Genomic DNA, 18,671 nt, shown 5'->3' with positions numbered 1-18,671 from the left:
TGGATCCTCCGTACCGCTTCAGCTCTCCGGGCGGTCCAGCACCAGCGCCGCATAGCCGCTCGCCCGCTGGACGGCGGTGTGGGCGTGGATGACGGCCGCGAAGTGCACCCAGTCCTGCCCGGACAGGGTGGACAGCGCGGGCCAGCGGCGGCACAGCAGGCGCCGCCCGGCCCGCGTGCCGCTGAGCCCCGCGCAGAGGTGGGCCAGGCGCAGGAAGCGGCCGGTGACGGGGCGGGTCCAGTCCAGGGTCCTGCGGATGCGGAAGCCGATGTCGAGGGCGTGGCCGTGGTAGCCGGCGAGCGGTTCGAACGCCTCGAACCGCCAGGTGTCGCGCACCAGCCGCCCCGGGTCGGCGGCGGCGATGCCGGCCGGGTCGCCGGTCCTCCAGACGAAGTCGACCAGCACCAGGCGGCCACCGGGCGCCAGCAGCTCGTAGGCGTCCTCCAGGAACGCGCGGCGGCCCTCGGGGCCCAGGTGGAAGGCCGCTTCGAGGCAGTGGACCCTGGTGAAGGAGCCGTCCGGGAAGGGGCGGTGGCCGTTGCCCGAGGGCGGTCGGCGCAGCGCCGTGAGGTCGCCGGTGGTGAACCTGAGCCCCGGGCGCCCGCCGAACCGCCGCTGCGCCTGCGCCACATGGGCGGTCAGCAGGTCCACCCCCGTCACCCGGGAGCCCTGGCCGGCCATCACGTGGCTGCTGTAGCCGCGGCCGCAGGCGGCGTCCAGGACGGTGTCCCGCGGGGTCAGCCCGAGCAGTGCGGTGGAGCGGGCCACCAGCCGCCGCTGGAACGGCCCGAGCCCGGCGGCCGGCAGGACCGGCAGGGTGCCCGGGGTCCAGTAGCCGAGGTTGAGCAGGTCCCCCCAGCCCATCGGCTCCAGCACCCGGAAGAGGACGTTCCCGGGGCCGTAGGCGTCCTGGAGGGTGTGGGGGCTGGTCATACAACCTCCGTGACGTGCGCCGGGGACGCGTGCGCTTCCGCGTTCGTGGACAGCGTGGCAGGCGCCCCACCGGCCGGGTAGGCGCCGGCGGGCACGAGCGGACGCGGCCGGCAGGCGCACGGGAGCGTACCGGCGCGGTGAGGGCCCGGACACGGCGCGGGCGCCCCGACCCGGAGCGCGGACGTGAATGGAAAGGCACCGAAGGCTTTCGTGCGCCCTCTCGCACTCTGATGCAACGGTTTCTCGCCGTTTGGCTGACAGATGCCCCGTGCATTGATGTGGACGGCGGTCCGGGCCCCCGTGCCCTGGAGCGCCGCCAGGGGTGCCGCGCGCCGGCGCACCGGCGGCGTCCGCGGACCACCGCGGTCCTTCTCACCGAGGCAGCCGACGTCCCGCCCACCACGGGCGGGCCCCGCCTGCCCACCACAGCCAACGAAGGGGCGGGTGCACACGCGCATGTCGGACGACGGAGCCGTCGAGAGTGCCGGGCACGTGAAGGACACGGAGAAGGCAGGGGACGCCGGGAACGTCAAGGACACCGGGTATGCCGTGGACACCGCGTCCGCCGAGGACACCGACCGCCGGCTGGCGCGTGATCCCGTGGCGATCGTGGGGCTCGCTGCCAGGTTCCCCAAGGCGTCGGACGTCAGGGAGTTCTGGGACAACATCGTCTCGGGCAGGGACTGCTCGGACGTCGTGCCCGAGAGCTGGTGGAACGCCGAGCACCACTACGACCCCGACCCCTTCGCCGAGGACCGCACCTACTGCAAGCGCGGCGGCTTCCTCACCCCCGAGATCTTCGACCCGCGCGAGTTCGCCATGCCGCCGAACATGGTCGACTCCACCGGCCTGGTGCAGCTGCTGAGCCTGGTGGTCGCCAAGGAGACCCTGCACGACGCGGCGGACGGCAGGCAGACCTGGCACGACCCGGCGCGCACCGGCGTGATCCTCGGCGTGTGCGGCACCAACAGCACCCTGATGCCGCTGGCCGCCCGCCTGCTGGTGCCGGAGCTCAAGCAGACGCTGCTGGCCTTCGGGCTCGCCGAGGAGACCGTCGAGCGGATCGTGCGGTCCCGGCTCGCGGCCCTGCCGCCGTGGACGGAGGACTCCTTCCCCGGCATCCTCGGCAACGTCGTCTCCGGCCGCGTCGCCAACAAGCTGAACCTCGGCGCGGCCAACCACACGGTGGACGCGGCCTGCGCCAGCTCGCTCGCCGCGCTGCGCGCCGCCGTCGACGAGCTCCTCGGCAGGCGCGCCGACGTGATGCTCACCGGCGGCTGCGACGCGGACAACTCGATCGTCTCCTTCATGTGCTTCAGCAAGACGCCCGCGCTGTCGCTCAGCGGACAGGTCAGGCCCTTCGACGCAGCGGCGGACGGCACGCTGGTCGGCGAGGGCATCGGCATGCTGGCGCTGAAGCGGCTCGCGGACGCGGAGCGGGACGGCGACCGGGTGTACGCGGTGCTGCGCGGCCTCGGCAGCTCCAGCGACGGCAGCGCGAAGAGCATCTACGCACCCAGCGGCGAGGGCCAGCTCCGCGCGCTGCGCCGCGCCTACGCGGACGCGGACTGCGCCCCGGCGTCGGTCGGCCTGATCGAGGCGCACGGCACCGGGACCCCGGCCGGCGACGAGGTCGAGCTGACCGCGCTGAACACGCTCCTGGCCGCGCCCGACGACCACCACTACGCGGCCGTGGGCAGCGTGAAGTCCCAGATCGGCCACACCAAGGCGGCGGCCGGCGCGGCCGGGCTGATCAAGGCGGCCCTGGCGCTGCACCACCAGGTGCTGCCCCCGACCATCAACGTCACCGAGCCGCGCGCCCAGGCCCGGGCCGGCGACAGCGCGCTCTACGTGAACACCGCGGCCCGGCCCTGGCTCCGGGAGGCGTCCCGCCCGGTGCGCAGAGCCGGGGTGTCGGCGTTCGGCTTCGGCGGGGTGAACTACCACGCGGTGCTGGAGGAGCACGTACGGGCGGAAGCGGGGGCGGGGGCCGTTCCGGGGGGACACGTCCAGGCCGGGGCCGTTCCCGACGGACGCCTCGGGGCGGGGGCCGTTCCCGACGGACGCCTCGGGGCGGGGGCCGTTCCCGAAGGACACCTCCAGGCCGGAGCCGTTCCCGAAGGACACCTCCAGGCCGGAGCCGTTCCCGAAGGACACGTCCAGATCCGGCGCGCCCTGCACGAGACACCCCGCCCCTGCCTCTGGCACGCCCCCGACCCCGCGCTGCTGCTCCAGCGGCTGGAGCGCGGCGACGCACCGGACACCGGGCCGGCCCCGGCGGACCACGCCCGCATCGGCCTGGTGGCCAAGGGCTCCCGGCAGCACGCCGAGCTGCTCGCCCTCGCGGTGGAGCGGCTGCGGGCGACGGTGGAGGGCGAGCGGGGTTCGGCGGCCACCGTGCAGGCGGGCGGCCTGATAAGCACGAGCGGTCCGGGCGGTGCCGGAGACCCGGCCCCGCCGGACGGCTGGAGCCACCCGCGCGGCATCCACTACCGGCGGCGGGCGCTGCCGTCCGGCACCCGCGTGGGGGCGCTCTTCGCCGGTCAGGGCAGCCAGTACGTCGACATGGGCCTGGGCGCCGCCTTGGCGCTGCCCCCGGTGCGGGACGCCTTCGAGGCCGCGGGCACGGGCTTCCCGGCCGCCGACGGCCTGGCACGCGCCGTCTTCCCGCCGCCCGGCACCGGGGACACCCAGGCACACGCCGAGCGGCTGCGCCGCACCTCCTACGCGCAGCCCGCGATCGGCGCCCTCTCGATGGGCCAGTACACCTGGCTGCGGGAGCTCGGCTTCGCCCCGGACGGCGTCCTCGGGCACAGCTTCGGCGAGCTGACCGCGCTGTGGGCGTCGGGCGTCCTGGACGACACCGCGTTCACCGCGCTCGCGCGCGCCCGCGGGCGCGCCATGGAGCAGCCGCCCGGGAAGGACGCCGACCCCGGCGCGATGGCCGCCGTGCGGATGCGGCGCGACGCGCTGGACGAGGCCCTGCGCGCCCACCCCGACCTGACGGTGTGCAACCACAACGCCCCGGACGAGCACGCCCTCGGCGGGCCGACGCCCGCGGTGACCCGGTTCCTGGCGTGGTGTGCCGCGCGTGACCTGCACGCGGCCAGGCTGCCGGTCGCCGCCGCCTTCCACACGCGGCACGTCGCGCACGCCACGGACGCGTTCGCCGCCGCCTGCGGGACGACCGCGTTCGGCACGCCCGCGGTACCGGTGTACGCGAACACCTCCGGCGCGGCGTACGGCACCGACCCCGCGGCGAACCGCGCCACGCTGGTGGCCCAGCTCGGCCACCCGGTGGACTTCGCGTCCCGGGTGCAGGAGATGTACGCGGACGGGGTGCGCGTCTTCGTCGAGTTCGGCCCGCGGCGCACCCTGACGTCCCTGGTGGAACGCACCCTGGGCGACGGCGCGGTGGAGGCGTTCGCCTGCGACGGCGGGCCCGGGTCCGATGGTGCCGCGACGCTGATGCAGGCCGCGGTGCGGCTGTCGGTGCTGGGGCTGCCGCTGACCGGCCTGGACCGGTACGCGGCCCCGCCCTGCGCCGAGCGGCCCGCCCCGTCCAAGGTGGCACGGCGCCTGGAGGGCCCGCTGTTCGCGGTGGAGCGGCGCCGGGCCGCCCACGAGGAGCTGATGGAGCGGCTGACGGCGGAGGGCGCCTCCGTGTCCGGGGGCAGCCCGGCGGTGGCCATGGCGAACGGTTCCGGGACACCGGCGGCCGCGGGGACGAACGGGGCGGTGGAGACGATCGGCGTGCCGGAACCGAACGGAGCGGTAGAGACGATCAGCGTGCCGGAACCGAACGGAGCGGTAGAGACGATCAGCGTGCCGGAACCGAACGGAGCGGTGCGCTCCGTCGCCCCGGGAGCGGGACAGGACGCGGTGGCCGGTCAGCGCGACCCGCTCTCCCAGGACGCGACCACCGGCCAGGCCGACCCGCTCTCCCGTGCCGCCACCGAGCACCTCGCCGCGCACACCCGCTACCTGGACGGCCAGGTGCGCACCGCGGACCGCCTCACCGCGCTGCTGCGCGAGGGCGCGGCGGGCGGAAGGGGCGTCGACCCGGCGCTCCTCGCGGCGGTGCAGGCGGTCACCGAGCACAGCGCGGCGCTCGGGGAAGCGCACGCACGGGCCGGCGAGGCGGTCCGCGACATCCTGCGGCCCCTGTCGAACGGCACGGTGCCGGCGGCGGGCCCGCCCGGCGGCGCACGGCCCGACGGTGCCGGCGGCCACGGCACCCTCCCGGGCGGCACTCCGTCCAACGGCGCCCTGGGGAACGGCACGCAGTCCAACGGGGCACTGTCCAGCGGGGCACAGCCCAACGGCACACTCTCCAGAGGCACGCTGCCGGGCGGCCAGGCGCCGGGCGGCGGGCTCCTGCTCAACGGGGCGCCGTCCAACGGCGCCCAGGCCGGCGCGATCGCTCCCGGTACCGCCCTGCCGCACCAGCACACCGGCACCTTCCCGGATCCGGAAGCGGAGGTGGCCGGCGCCCAGGACGCTCAGGACGCCCCGGCCGCCGCCGACCCGGGCGAGGACGAGACGCAGGCCGGCTCCATGGGCGAGAACGTCTCCGCGCTGGCCGAGCTGTGGGCGGCGCGGCAGAACAGCGAGACCGCCAAGCCCGTCACCATGGACATCGCGGACCTCGACCCGGAGGAGCTGGAACGGGAGTTCCGGGTCGTGATCGCCGACAAGACCGGCTACGACCTGGACATGATCGAGCCGGACATGCACATCCAGGAGGAGTTGGGCATCGACTCCCTCAAGCAGGTGGAGATCGCTGCCGAGATGTGGCGCCGCTACCCGGTGATCAGCCGCAGCGAGCTCTACCGCTTCAGCGAGGCCAAGACCGTGCGCCAGCTCACCGAGATGGCGCAGGACATCCTCCTCAACCCGCAGCCCCAACTGCGCAGCCCCGCACGGCACTCCGGCACCGGCCGCACCCATGTCGCCCCGGCGGACCTGCCCGCGCCCGACGTCTGCACCGACGCCTTCGCGGACGAGCCGCACGCCCTGCTCCTGGACGACGGCGGCGAACTCGCCGCCACCGTCGCACGTGCGCTGGCCGACCGCGAATGGCGCGTCACCCGCGTGTGCCTGCCCGGCCGGGCGTCGGCGGAGGATGCGGGCGAGGCGATCGATGCGGACACCGCGCCGGACGTGCAGCCCGTGAACGGGGCGCAAGCCCCGGCCGGAGCGGAACCCGGGGCCGGAACGGAATCCGCCACCGGGGCGGATACGGCCACCACCGTCCGGCTGGCCGACTGGAGCGAGGCGGCCTTCGAGACGGCGCTGGCCGGCGTCCTGTCCGCGACCGAGCGGCTGGACCTGTGCGTGCTGCCCGTCAGCCGGAACGCCACCACCGACACCGGCACCAACACCGCTGCCACCAGCACCAGCACCAGCACCGGCACCCCTGCCGACGCGGAAGCGGACGCGGACGCCCTCGTGCGCAGGCTGCGCCACGCCGTCCTCGTGGCCAAGCAGGTGCGCCCCGCGCTGGAGGCCGCGGCGGGCACCGGCACGCGTGCCGGGCTGGTCACGGTGACCAGCCTGGACGGCGCGCTCGGTCACGCGGGCTCCGGCGGCGACGGCACGGCCGCACTGGCCGGGGGTCTCGGCGCGCTCGTCAGGACGGTGGCCCTGGAGGCGACGACGCTCTTCTGCCGCGCCGTGGACTTCGCCCCCGGGCTCGCCGCCGACGCGGTCGCCGAGGCGTTCGGCGCGGAGCTGGTGGACGTGGCCACCGACGTCCGCGAGGTCGGCGTGGACTCCCGCGGCCGGCGCACCCCCCGGCTCTCCACGGTGCCCTGGCCCGGGGCGCCCGCGGCGCCGGCCGCCCTACCGCCGTCCGAGGCGGACCTGCTGCTGGTGACCGGCGGCGCGCGGGGCATCACCGCCTGGTGCGTCGAGGCCCTCGCACAGGACAACCGCTGCGGCTACGTGCTGCTCGGCCGCACCCCCCTGGACCCGGAACCCGAGTGGGCGGCGGGCCTGACCACCGCCGAGGAGCTGACCGGCGCCCTGGAGGCGCGGGCCCGCGAGGCCGGCGAGGACCCGAACGCGGGGCCGGTACGGGACCGTATCGAGCGGGACCGCACCCGGGTACTGCAACAGCGGGATGTCCGCGACCAGTTGGCCACCCTCCAGTCCAAGGGCGTCGAGGCGGTGTACGCCGCCGCGGACGTACGCGACGCCGACGCGGTGGCCGCCGCACTGGCCCCGTACGCGGACCGGATCACCGGCGTGCTGCACGGCGCCGGCATCCTGCGGGACCGCCCGCTCTCGGAGGTCACCGCCGAGAGCGTCGCGCCCGTCGTGGACACCAAGCTGATCGGGCTGCGGAACGTGCTCGGGGCGCTGGAGCCCGGAAGGCTCCGGCACCTGGTGCTGTTCTCGTCGGTCTCGGCCACCTCCGGCAACCTCCGGCAGACGGACTACGCCCTGGCCAACCACGCCATGAACCTCTTCGGCTGCGCCTTCCAGGCCGCCCACCCCGGCTGCCGCGTGCTGCCCATGGCCTGGGGCCCCTGGGAGGGCGGCATGGCCGCCGCCGTGCAGCAGGTCTTCACCGAGGCCGGCATCCCGGTGCTCTCCCGCGAGGAGGGCTGCCGGTACTTCCTCGCGGAGCTGGGCGCGGCGGATGCGGAGCTGGGCACGACGGGTACGGAGGCGGGCACGACGACGGCGGCGGCCGGCGAGGCCGACGCCCCAGCCGGATCCGAGGCCGGGGCCGACGCCCCCGCCGGCCCGGGTGGCGGCGTGATCGTCGTCGGGCCGACCGCGGACCTGTTCCGCCGCTGCGACCGGGTGCCCGAGGCGGGGCTCACCGCGTACCGGATGATCACCGGCCTGGGCGAGCACCCGCTGCTGCGCGACCACCGCATCGGCGGCGCGCCGCTGCTGCCGATGACCGCGGCCGTCGGCTGGGCCCTGGGCACCGTCGAGCGCGCCCACGGCGACAGCCGGCCGGTGATCGAGTGCCGCGAGTTCCGCATCACCCGCGGCGTGCTCCTCGCGCCGGGGCACCCGGAACGGTTCCGGGTGCGCCTCACCCGCGACCCGCAGCCGGAGCTGGCGGCCCGGCTCACCCGGGTGCGCATCCAGGACGCGGGGCCGGGCGGCGCCGCGCACTACGAGGGCGGTTTCCTGCTCTCCGACGGGGTGGAGCCGGCGCCGACCGTCGACCTGCCCCCGTTCCGCTGCGGCCCCGAGCCGCACCCGGGGTACACCGACGGAAGGCTGTTCCACGGGCCGGCGCTGACGGGCCTGCGGGACGTCCTGGAAGAGGCCCCCGGCCGCCTGGTGGTGAGCGCCCGGATGCCCGAACCGGAACTGTTCCGGGGCTCCTACGCGGGGCGGCTGCACAGCCCGGCCCTCGCCGACCTGCTCCTGCAGACGGGGCTGCTGGCGCTGCTCGACCTGGCCGACGGGGACGCCGTACCGCTGCCGGTCTCGGTGGAGCGCGTCACCTTCCACGAACCGCTGCCGGACGACGCGCCGTTCGCGGTCATCGCCGACGTCGACGACGTCTCCACCGCCGCCTCGATGATCTCCACCGTCACCCTCACCGCGTGCACGCCCGAAGGGCGCGTACTCCAGCGGTGGCAGGACCTGCACTTCCTGTGGATCGACCACCCCGACCGGCGCATCCCCGACTTCGTCGGCGGCACGGGTGCCCCGGCGGACGGCGGAGCACGGGGAGGGCGTGGCTGATGGACGAGCTCACCTTCGACGGCGTTCCCTTCCCCACGGCACCCGTCCAGCCCCTGCCGGACGGTGCCGTGGTGAACGGAGACGGTCACGTGCCGGACGGGCACGTTCCCCTCCCGGTTCCGGCTTCCGTTCCGGTGCCGGCTGCCGTCCCGGTCCCACCTCCCGGACCCGTTCCGGACGCGACACCACCGTTCTCCCCCGCCCTCCGCATCGCCGCGCAGATCCAGCGGGCGCACGCGGCGGTGCTCGACGCCCACGAGGCCATCACAGCGTGGCAACTGGCCCGTGCGGAGGCTGCCGGCACGGCACGTTCACGGGAGACCGCCGTGCCCACCGCCGCCGTCGCCCCGCCCGCCGCGGCCGTCCCGGTCCCGGTGCTCCGGCCGAGGACCCCGCCCGCCGGACCCGTCACACCCGCGGAGCCGATGGACGCGCCGCAGGCACCCACCGAAGCCCAGACCGAAGCCCAGACCGAAGCCTCCGCCGAGCCCTCCGGCAGGACCGAGGCACCCCCCGGGGAAGCCGCCGGGGAAGCCCCCGCTCCACCGCCACCACCCACCGGCACACCCGAAACCCGCCCCACTCCCCCGGACCCCGTCGCCGACGAGGCGTCAAAGGCCCTCAGAACCCTGGCCGCCGCCCTGCACACCACCGAAGCCCCAACGGACACCGGCACCACCGCCCACACGAGCAGCGACACGGGCACGGACACCGGCACCGGCACCCACACCGGCACCCACACCGACACCGACATCCAAGACAACGTCACCCACCCCCAAGACAACGTCACCGCCATCACCCTCACCTGGCGGCGTCCGGCACCGCAGCACCCCACCGAGCAGCGGGTGACGGCGACGGACGGTGGCTGGCAGGTGGTGGACGGGGCGGGACCGCTGGCGGAAGCCGTCCGGGCGGACGGACGGGCGCGGTCGTGGCCGCCGCGTCCGGCGCTCCCTCATCCGCCCGACCCGAGGCCGCTCGCCCGTGCCCGGGTGGACCGGCTCGCCGGCGCCGAGCTCGACGCGCTGGCCGAGGGGCGGTTCGGGGAGGTGTTCGGTGCGGGGTTCGACCAGGGCGGCGGGCCACCGGACGCGCTTCCGGCCCGCTGGCCCGCGCGGCTCCTGGACGGCCTCACCGTCACCGGCGCCCGCGACGGCGCCCACGCCCAAGGCAGGCTGCTGGCCACCACACGCCTCCCGGAGGAACCCGTACCGGAGGAACCCGGGACCGCGAACGATTCCGCCCCCGCCCCCGCCGCCACAGCCGCCACCCGCACCACCGCCTGGGCCCACATGGTGGCCGCGGCCCTGGAGGCCCTGCGGGTGCACGCCTTCCGGCAGGGGCTCCACCTGTGCGTGCCCGGCGCGCGTGCCGTGCCGTCCGCCGGGCGTCCCGTGCGGATCGAGACGCTCGCCCCCGCCGTCCGGCCCGGCACCGGACTCCGTCTGGAGCTGCACGTCTCCGGCACCGGCATGCTGCCCCTGCCGTACGCGACCGCCGACTGCGAGGTCACCGCGGGCGGGCGGCCGGTGGCGCGGCTGTGGGACCTCGGCGTCACGCTGCAACCGGGCCCCGGCGTCACGCTGCTGGGCCAGGGCGCCGCCAGCTCCCGCACGGCGGCGTCGGGCCGCCGGGTCGCGCTGGACGAGTTCCAGATCGCGTTCATGGCGGAGGGCGACCACGGATCCGTACGCCTGCCGGGACTGCCCCGGGTGACCGCCCGGGTGCGGCCCCGGCTGCCCCGCGGGGACCTGCGCATGGCGGACCGGATGACGGGGCGCCCGGCCGCCGGCGGGTACCGGCCGGGGGCCCGGGGGACGTGGGAGTACGACGTGCCCGAGGACCCCTGGTTCGTGCGGGAGAACAACGGGACGATGCCGCAACTGGCCCTCATGGAGACAGCGCTCCAGCCGGCGGGCGGTTTCAGCGGGGCCCTCGGGGTGTCCGGCGAGTACCCGGACACGAGCCTGAGCTGCCGCAACCTGACGGGCCGGATCCGCCTGCTGGCAGACGTGGCGCTGCGTTCGGCGACGGTCGAGCAGCGCATCACGCTGCGCGCCCACTCCCCGCTGCCGGACGGCATCATGCACCGGTACGACGTGTCGCTGCACACGGGCGGCGTGGAGTTCTGCACCGCGGAGGCCGTGCACGGCTACCTCACGCCGCGGCTGCTGGAGGGCCAGCAGGGCCTGGACGGCGACGCGCCGCGCCACCCGTGGCTCGACGACCACCCGCGGGACCCGGCCGGCACCCGCCGACTGCGCCTCGCGGACGACGCCCGGCTCGGCACCGGCCGCCTCGCACTGCTGGACGAGGTGTGCCTGGTGCCGGGCGGCGGGGTGCACGGGGCCGGGTATGCGCTGTGCGAGAAGCCCGTCAGGCCCGACGACTGGTTCTTCGAGCAGCACTTCCCGTACGACCCGGTGCTGCCGGGCTCGGTGAGCGTGCAGATGCTGTACCAGGCCGTGCACGCCTTCGCGCTGCACACCGGCCTGCTCGACCACCTGCGCGAGCCGCACCTGCCCGAGCCGCGGATGTCCGTCGCCGTGGGCGAGGACCTGCGCTGGAACTACCGCGGGCAGATCCTGCGCGAGCACCACCGGATCCGCGGCGAGGTGCACATCCGGCGGGTGGAACGCACCGGGGACCGCCTCCTGGTGTGCGCGGACGGCAGCGTGTGGCGCGACGGGACGCGCATCTACGAGGTGGACAACATCGCGGCCGACTTCCACGCCGCGCACCCGGACTCCGGGGGTTCGCCCGGCGCTCCGGTACCGGGGCGGGCGCAGGGAGGCGGCACGCGGTGAGCACGGTGGTGCGGCACGACACGGACGGTGTGTACGCGGTCCTGGCCGACCTCGAACGGCCCTGCTACATCGTCGCCGACGGCGGCCGGCTCGGTGCCGCGTCGGAACCGCCCGCGCCGGGCGGCGGCATCACCACGCTGGCGGTGGCGGCGCCGCAGGACCCGGAGCGGCTCGGCGCGGCGGAGTTCCGGCGCCGGCACGGGGTGCGGCACGCGTACATGGCGGGGTCGATGGCGTCCGGCATCTCCGGTGAGGAGCTGGTGGAGGCGCTGGCGCGGGCCGGGTACCTGGCCTCGTTCGGGGCGGCGGGGCTGCCTGAGGCACGCCTCGACGCGGGGCTCGGCCGCCTCGCCCGCACCCTGGGCGCGGGCGGGACGGACGGGACGGACGGGAAGGGCAGGACGGGCCACCCCTACGCGTGCAACCTCATCCACAACCCGCTGGACCCGGCGACGGAGCGCATGTGCGTGGACGCGTGCCTGCGGCACGGGGTGCGCTGCCTGGAGGCGTCGGCGTTCGTGCAGCTCACACCGGACCTGGTCCGGTACCGGGTGGCGGGGCTGCGGCGTGCGGCGGGTGCCCCGGGCGGGGTGCGGGCGGAGCACCGGATCGTGGCGAAGGTGTCCAGGCCGGAGGTCGCGGAGCTGTTCCTGCGGCCCGCGCCGGCCGCGCTCTTGGCGGACCTGGCGGCGCGCGGCCTGGTCGGCGCCGAGCAGGCGGAGCTGGCACGGGCGGTGCCGATGGCCGACGACATCACCTTCGAGGCGGACTCCGGCGGGCACACCGACCGGCGTTCCCTGACGGTGATGCTGCCCTCGTTCGTGCGGCTGCGGGACGAGGTGGCGCGCGAGTATCCGGGTGCGGCGCCGGTGCGCATCGGGGCGGCGGGCGGCATCGGCACCCCGGAGTCGGTGGTCGCGGCGCTGGCACTGGGCGCCGCGTACGTGGTGACGGGGTCGGTCAACCAGGCCACGGTGGAGGCCGGCACCGCGCCCGGCGTGAAGCGGCTGCTGGCCGCCGCCGGCCCGGCCGACTGCACGATGGCGCCGGCGGCGGACATGTTCGAGCAGGGCGTCCAGGTGCAGGTCCTCGCGCGCGGCACGATGTTCCACGCGCACGCCGCCCGGCTGCACCGACTGTACCGGGACCACGCGGGGCTGCCGGACCTGCCGGCCGGGGACCTGCGCCACCTGGAGGACCGCATCCTGCGCCGCACCGTCGACGAGGCGTGGAAGGACACCGCCGCCTACCTGGCCGCGCACCATCCAGGATGGCTGCGGCGCGCCGAGTCCGACCCCAAGTACCGGATGGCGATGGTCTTCCGCTGGTACCTGGGCATGGCCTCGCGCTGGGCCGCCGAGGGGGTGCCGGAACGGCAGGGCGACTGGCAGGTGTGGTGCGGGCCGGCCATGGGTGCGTTCAACGGCTGGACGGCGGGCAGCGCGCTCGCCCTGCCGGAGGCACGGCGCGTGGCGGCGGTGGCGGATCAGCTGCTGCGGGCCGCGGCGTTCCACACCCGCGTCACCCAACTCCGCCTCGCGGGCGTCCACCTGCCGGCGTCCTGCGCGCACTACCGGCTTCCGGGCCCCGCGGCACCTCCCCCGCGAGGCGCCGCCTGAGCATTCCGCTTCATGCGGCGGCCGGCTCGCGGGTCAGGGAGTCGGCCGGCGGGCGCGGGCCGCCTCGATGTCGGGGACATGCTCCTCGGCCCAGAGCCGTACGGCGCGGAGGGGGACGAGCAGGGAGCGGCCCAGCGGTGTCAGGGCGTACTCGACGCGGGGCGGGTTCTCGTCGTACTCGTGGCGGCTGACCAGACCGTCGGCTTCCAGGGAGCGCAGGGTCTCGGTCAGGACCTTCGGGGTGATGCCCCGGATGTGCCGCTTCAGTTCGCTGAACCGGTGGGGTCCGTCGTCGAGTGCGTTGACGACGAACACGGTCCAGCGGGCGCCGATGCGGTGCAGCACCGTGCGGCTCGGGCAGGTCGCCGCCATCACGTTGTACGCCTTGCCCATGACCGCTCCCCGTTCCGGTTCCGGTTCCGGTTCCGGTTCCGTTGAAGATACCGGTATCAAATCCATACCGTTGCGTCCGATCCTACGAGAGGGCGTGAGACATATGGAACGGATCCTGGTCATCGGCGGTGCACGGGCGCTCGGCGCGGCCGTCGCGAGGCGTGCGGTGAAGGACGGGTACGACGTCGTCGTCGGGGCCCGCGATCTGCGGGCGGCCGAGGTGCTGGCGAGCGGGATCGGCGCCACGGCGGTGCGGGTCGATCTGCAGGACGAGTCGACGCTCGCGACCGCGGCGGAACGGCTGAAGGACGGAATCGACCACATCGTGACGACCGGCTCGGCGCCGCACGACGTTCGCGCGACCGAGCTGGATCGCGACAGGCTGCTGGCCGCGTTCACGGCGAAGGTGATCGGCCCGATGCTGGTCGCCAAGCACTTCGCGCCGGTACTGCGGCCGGCCGGGTCGATGGTGCTGTTCTCCGGTGTCGTCGGCTGGCGCCCCGGGCCGGGATCGCTCGTCAAGGGCGTCACGAACGGTGCGGTCGAGTACGCCGCGCGCCACCTGGCGGCGGATCTGGCGCCGGTACGGGTCAATGCCGTCTCGCCCGGTGTCGTGGACTCGGGCGCATGGGACCGCCTCGGCGACGGCAAGGCCGCCCTGTTGAGCAGGAGCGCGGCCGGAACCCTCGCCGGACGCCACGGCGGGACCGACGACGTCGTCGAGGCGGTGCTGTGGCTCCTCCGTGCGGGTTTCGTCTCCGGCGAGACGATCCACGTAGAGGGAGGAGCCCGCCACAAATCCGCCTGACGCCAGACTGCCGAGGGCACCGGCGCGCCCGAAGAGCAGGTCGCCTCCTGCCGTTCGGGCAACCTCAGGACGCGCTGCCGTACCGCACGCTCACGTGCTGGAAGCCGAGGGAGTGCAGCAGGCCCTCCAGCATGTCGACGGTGTTCTTCTCGGCCCGCGCGGTGAGGTGGCTCTCCTGCGCGGCCTCGCTCAGGTGCTTCACGGCGAGCTTCTGCACCGCCTGCTCGCTGTTGGGGTTGTCGCGGAAGACGTCGCCGAGCCGGTCGAGCAGCCCGCGGCTCTTGGAGACCGAGTACGACCGGTTGGGATCGAGCGAGGGCCGGGCCAGCGCGGCGTGCGGCAGGATGATGGTCGCCGAGGTGCGGTCCTTGTCCACGGTGACGTCGCCGTTCTTGAGCCCGCCGAGATCGACGTAGGCGTCGACGGTGCCGGCGCCCACGTACAGGGTGCGCGACCCCTTGATGACGTCGGGCAGGTACTTGGTGTCCTTCTCCATGTCGATGACGACCTGGAAGTTGCCGGTGGCCGCCTGATAGCGGCTCATGTCCTGTATGGACTTCAGTACCGCGGGCCCTGAACGGTCCGTCGTGCGCTCCCCGAAGAGATCCCACTTGGGCAACAGCCCCGCACCCATCAGGCCCCACAGCACGGCGGCCACCACCACCGCCAGAACGATCAGCTTCCCCAACCAGGACCACAGACTCTGAGCCATGTCAGCGACATCCCTTCCCTCGGGGTGCGCCTTCCCCCCGGCCGGACCGTACAGGCATGATTCTGCCCGCAGTTGACCAAGGTCCTAACGGAATACGGGGAACCCGCACACACCCACAACCCCAAGGCACAACCGCCCGATCAGGGGCGCGGGGAACGGCGCAAACAACCACAACGAACCAGCAGACACCCAACAACCCAAGCGGGCACCGCCCCGACCAGGGGCGCGGGGAACTGCGCAGAACAGCAACCACACCCCACCGCAAACCAGCAGCCCGGACCCACCCCGGAAAAAGGGGCACGGGGAACTGCGCAGAACAGCAACCACGCCCCGCCCAAAAGCCAACGACCCCGGGGCACCCCTCACAAGGGGCTCCCCGGGGCCGCAGGCCCCCACTCAGTCCTCGTGCGCCAACTCGATATCGAACGCGTCGCCGCCCTCACGGCCGAGAGTGAACTGCGTGGACCGAGGCGGATACCCCCCGGCCACCACGGTGTAGTACCCGTCCGGCAGATCCGTGAAGGAGTACGCCCCGTCCTCCGCGGTGGTCCGGTGCGCCAGCACGTTCCCCGCGGGGTCGAGCAGGGTCACCCGGATGTCCCCGAGCGGCGACCCCTGGGTGTTGCGTACCGTGCCGCCGATGAGCGCCGCGGGCCGCAACTCGATGTCCTGCTTGCCCTGGGAGGCGTTCTGGAGATCGACGGTGAGGGCGGTCGGCTGGTAGCCGTCCGCGCTGACGGCCAGCGTGTACAGGCCGGGCGTGAGGTCGCTGAGCCGGTAGGCGCCGGACTCGTCGCAGCGGACGGTGCCCGCCACGTCGCCCCGGGCGTCGGTGGCCACCACCAGGGCGCCGCCGATCGGCGACCACTCGGAGTGCACCGTGCCGGTCAGCCCGCCGGAGGCGGCCAGGTGCAGGTCGAACGCGGTGGGCATGGGGCCGACCGAGACGGTGGCCACGTGCGGCTGGTGCCCCGGCGCCGAGGCGATCAGGACGTACGAGCCCTTCTCCGGCCCCGTAAGGCTGTAGCCGCCGTCGACCGCGGCCTGGGTGCGGGCGAGTTGGACGCCCGCCGGGTCGATCAGGGTGACGGCGGCGCCGGGCACGGGGTGTCCGGCCGGGTTGAGCACGTAGCCGTGCACCTGGGACCCCTCGCCGAGGGGCCGCTCGGCCAGCGCGGTGGCGGCCTGTGCCAGCACGGCCGCGGGGACGGGGCTCTCCCCGTTCCGGGACACCGCGATCGGGCCCTTGGCGTGCTTGCCCGGCATCCGCGTCGGCAGCGGCTCGGCGGCCTGTGCCACGGCCGGCTCGGGCACCGGGGCGGGCTCCTCCGCCGGGGCGTGCGCCCCCGCGCCCAGCGGCCGGCCGGCGCGGTAGATGATCAGCGAGAGGAGCAGGCCGGCGCCGAAGAACCCGGCGGCCCACCAGTACGCGGTGGAGTAGCTGTGCAGCGCCGCGAACACCGGGAGGTTGGGCATCCCGACGTGCTTCTTGACGTAGTCGGTGGCGGCGGTGGCAGCGATGGTGTTGAACAGGGCGGTGCCGATGGAGCCACCGATCTGCTGCATGGTGTTCACCATCGCCGAGGCCACACCCTGGTCCTGGCGGGCCACGCCGAGCGTGGCGAGGCTCATCGCCGTGGGCATCGCCAGGCCGAGCCCGAAGCCCATCAGGAGCAGCGGCGGCAGGACGTGCGCGGGGTAGGTGCTGTTCAGGTCGAGCTTGGTGAACAGGATCAGGCCGCCGCCGGCGGCGGCCATGCCGAAGGGCACCACCGGCTTGGGGCCGATCTTCGGCACGATCAGGTTCACCGCGAGCTGGGCGGTGACCATCAGCATCCCGACCATCGGCAGGAACGCCAGGCCGGTCTTCACCGGCGTGTACTGCAGCGTCTGCTGGAGGTAGTACGTGAGGAAGAGGAACACCCCGAACATGCCGGTACCGGCGATGAACACGCTGATGTACGAGCCGGCGCGGTTGCGGTCGGCGAGTACCCGGAGCGGCAGCAGGGGGTGCTTGGCCTTGGTCTCCCACAGGACGAACAGCAGGAGCAGCAGGCCGCCGGCGGCGAGGAAGCCCCAGCACATCCAGTTGCTCCAGTCGTGCGTCTCGGCGTTGGAGAAGCCGTAGACCACGCCGAAGAGGCCGCCGGCCGCCAGCAGCGTGCCGAGCAGGTCGAGCTTGGGGCGCTCGGGGGGCCTGGCGCTGCGCACGAACACCGCGGCGCCGATGACGGCGACGACGGCGATGGCGTCGTTGACGTACAGCGTGTAGCGCCAGTTGAGGTGCTCGGTCAGCACGCCGCCGAGCAGCAGGCCTATGGCACCGCCGGAGCCCGCGATGGCACCGAACACGCCGAACGCCTTGGAGCGCTCCTTGGGGTCGACGAACGTCGTCGTCAGCAGGGACAGCGCGGACGGTGCGAGGACCGCGCCGAACACGCCCTGGAGGGCGCGGGCGACGACCAGCATGGTGAAGCCGTTCGCGGCGCCGCCGAGCGCGGAGGCTCCGGCGAAGCCGATCAGGCCGATGATGAAGGTGCGCCGGCGGCCCAGCAGGTCGGCGAGCCGCCCGCCGAGCAGCAGCAGGCTGCCGAAGGCCAGGGAGTAGGCGGTGATGACCCACTGGCGGCCGTTGTTGTCGAAGTCGAGGGCGTGCTGCGCGGACGGCAGCGCGATGTTCACGATGGTGGCGTCGAGCACCACCATGAGCTGGGCCAGGCCGATGACGCCGAGGGCCCACCAGCGGCCCGACGGGTGCTCGTCGACCGCTCCGCCGTGCCCGGCATCGCCCGCCGGCCCGTCTGGCGCGGCCTCGGTGGCCGGTGCGCCCGGCGGGGCTTCGGCTGCCGGAGCGGCGGCCTCGGCGCGCGCGTGGACGGTGGATGATGACATGACTGGGGGCCTCCAGTGCGGTGGTCTTGCTGTTGTGCCGGTGCGGAGCCCGTCGCGCCGTGATCGGTGGGCCCGGCGGCCGGTACCGCCGGTCGGCGGTCGGAGAACCGATGAGACCGCTGCCGGCGGTCGGGGGCCGGGCGGGCGGTGCTGCCGGAAAGAAGTCTGCCGGACGGGTCCCGGCGGCCGCGGACCCGGTGTGCCGTAAGCGCGGTCTCCGCCGTCTGCGGCGGTCCCGGCCCGGCACCACCCGGCGCGGCGTCCTGCCTCGCTGGGACATGCCCGTCGGGAGGGGCCCCTCCCGCCCCTCGGTGAACATAGGGAACGTTACCGTCTCGTACGGAGAGAGGTTAAGTTCTGCCCAGGGCCGAAAGCAAGCGAATCAGAACGCGTCCGTTCCCTAACAGGGTGCCTCAGCGCGGCGCTCGCGCCCCACCGTGCGGGATCACACCCCTCACGCGCGGGCCACGCCCCCGAGTGGGGTCACCGGTGCTCAGGAGGTCCGGCGCGGGCCGCCGCGACCAGCTCCCTCGATTATGTCGAACGTGGATCCGGGGCGCCGGAAGGGCCCCGGCGCCCCGGCGACACGCGGAGGAAGAGCCCCGGGCTCCCCGCGGACGCGCCCCACCGCCGAGCACACCGCCGACCCCACCACCAAGCCCACCACCAAACCCACCACCGAGCCTCCGCGCCGGAAGTCTGCCAGAATGCGGGCACAGGCGTGGAATATCCCATTCCGGAGGGATCGAGCAGGGTTCGCCCCCGGGCGGCGTTCGCACCTGCACGGC

8 protein-coding genes are annotated in these 18,671 nt (G+C 74.7%); 4 read left to right on the top strand and 4 right to left on the bottom strand.

Annotation, left to right across the window (positions count from 1 at the left end; genetic code table 11):
- Nucleotides 1-18: 18 nt before the first annotated feature.
- Entirely contained in the window at nt 19-933 is a 915-nt protein-coding gene (locus tag Sm713_RS10805) for a cyclopropane-fatty-acyl-phospholipid synthase family protein (protein ID WP_249416220.1), read from the bottom strand.
- A 456-nt stretch (nt 934-1,389) separates the two neighbouring features.
- Here Sm713_RS10805 and Sm713_RS10800 point away from each other — a divergent pair, with 456 nt between their 5' ends.
- From Sm713_RS10800 to Sm713_RS10790, 3 genes are read left to right on the top strand one after another with little or no spacing between them, the layout of a single operon-like run.
- Entirely contained in the window at nt 1,390-8,652 is a 7,263-nt protein-coding gene (locus tag Sm713_RS10800; protein WP_212909401.1) for a type I polyketide synthase, read from the top strand.
- The gene (locus tag Sm713_RS41180; RefSeq protein ID WP_212909400.1) at nt 8,652-11,459 is read left to right on the top strand and encodes a hypothetical protein; all 2,808 of its coding nucleotides are present in this window, start codon (nt 8,652-8,654) and stop codon (nt 11,457-11,459) included. The genes Sm713_RS10800 and Sm713_RS41180 overlap by 1 nt, the downstream gene beginning before the upstream one ends.
- Nucleotides 11,456-13,078 (top strand): PfaD family polyunsaturated fatty acid/polyketide biosynthesis protein, encoded by a 1,623-nt coding sequence (locus Sm713_RS10790; protein WP_249416219.1) that lies wholly within the window; start codon nt 11,456-11,458, stop codon nt 13,076-13,078. The genes Sm713_RS41180 and Sm713_RS10790 overlap by 4 nt, the downstream gene beginning before the upstream one ends.
- A 33-nt stretch (nt 13,079-13,111) precedes the next feature.
- Here Sm713_RS10790 and Sm713_RS10785 read toward each other — a convergent pair whose 3' ends face one another.
- A complete protein-coding gene (locus Sm713_RS10785) occupies nt 13,112-13,471 on the bottom strand; it encodes a helix-turn-helix domain-containing protein (RefSeq protein WP_212909399.1) in 360 nt (119 codons plus the stop codon).
- A gap of 103 nt (nt 13,472-13,574) precedes the next feature.
- Between Sm713_RS10785 and Sm713_RS10780 the strand changes: the two genes are divergently transcribed.
- Nucleotides 13,575-14,279, top strand: a complete 705-nt coding sequence (locus tag Sm713_RS10780; RefSeq protein WP_249416218.1) for an SDR family NAD(P)-dependent oxidoreductase — start codon at nt 13,575-13,577, stop codon at nt 14,277-14,279.
- A 64-nt stretch (nt 14,280-14,343) separates the two neighbouring features.
- Here Sm713_RS10780 and Sm713_RS10775 read toward each other — a convergent pair whose 3' ends face one another.
- Both Sm713_RS10775 and Sm713_RS10770 read right to left on the bottom strand, forming a co-directional pair.
- Nucleotides 14,344-14,991 carry a DUF4230 domain-containing protein gene (locus tag Sm713_RS10775; protein ID WP_212909397.1) on the bottom strand — a complete coding sequence of 216 codons (648 nt, stop codon included), beginning with the start codon at nt 14,989-14,991 and terminating at the stop codon, nt 14,344-14,346.
- Nucleotides 14,992-15,387: 396 nt separating this feature from the next.
- Entirely contained in the window at nt 15,388-17,883 is a 2,496-nt protein-coding gene (locus Sm713_RS10770; RefSeq protein ID WP_212909396.1) for an MFS transporter, read from the bottom strand.
- Nucleotides 17,884-18,671 lie beyond the last annotated feature (788 nt).

The organism is Streptomyces sp. TS71-3, from assembly GCF_018327685.1.
In the GTDB taxonomy this organism is placed as follows: domain Bacteria; phylum Actinomycetota; class Actinomycetes; order Streptomycetales; family Streptomycetaceae; genus Streptomyces.
Note: the sequence above shows the minus strand (reverse complement) of the source record. Positions and strands in the feature narration are given on the sequence as shown.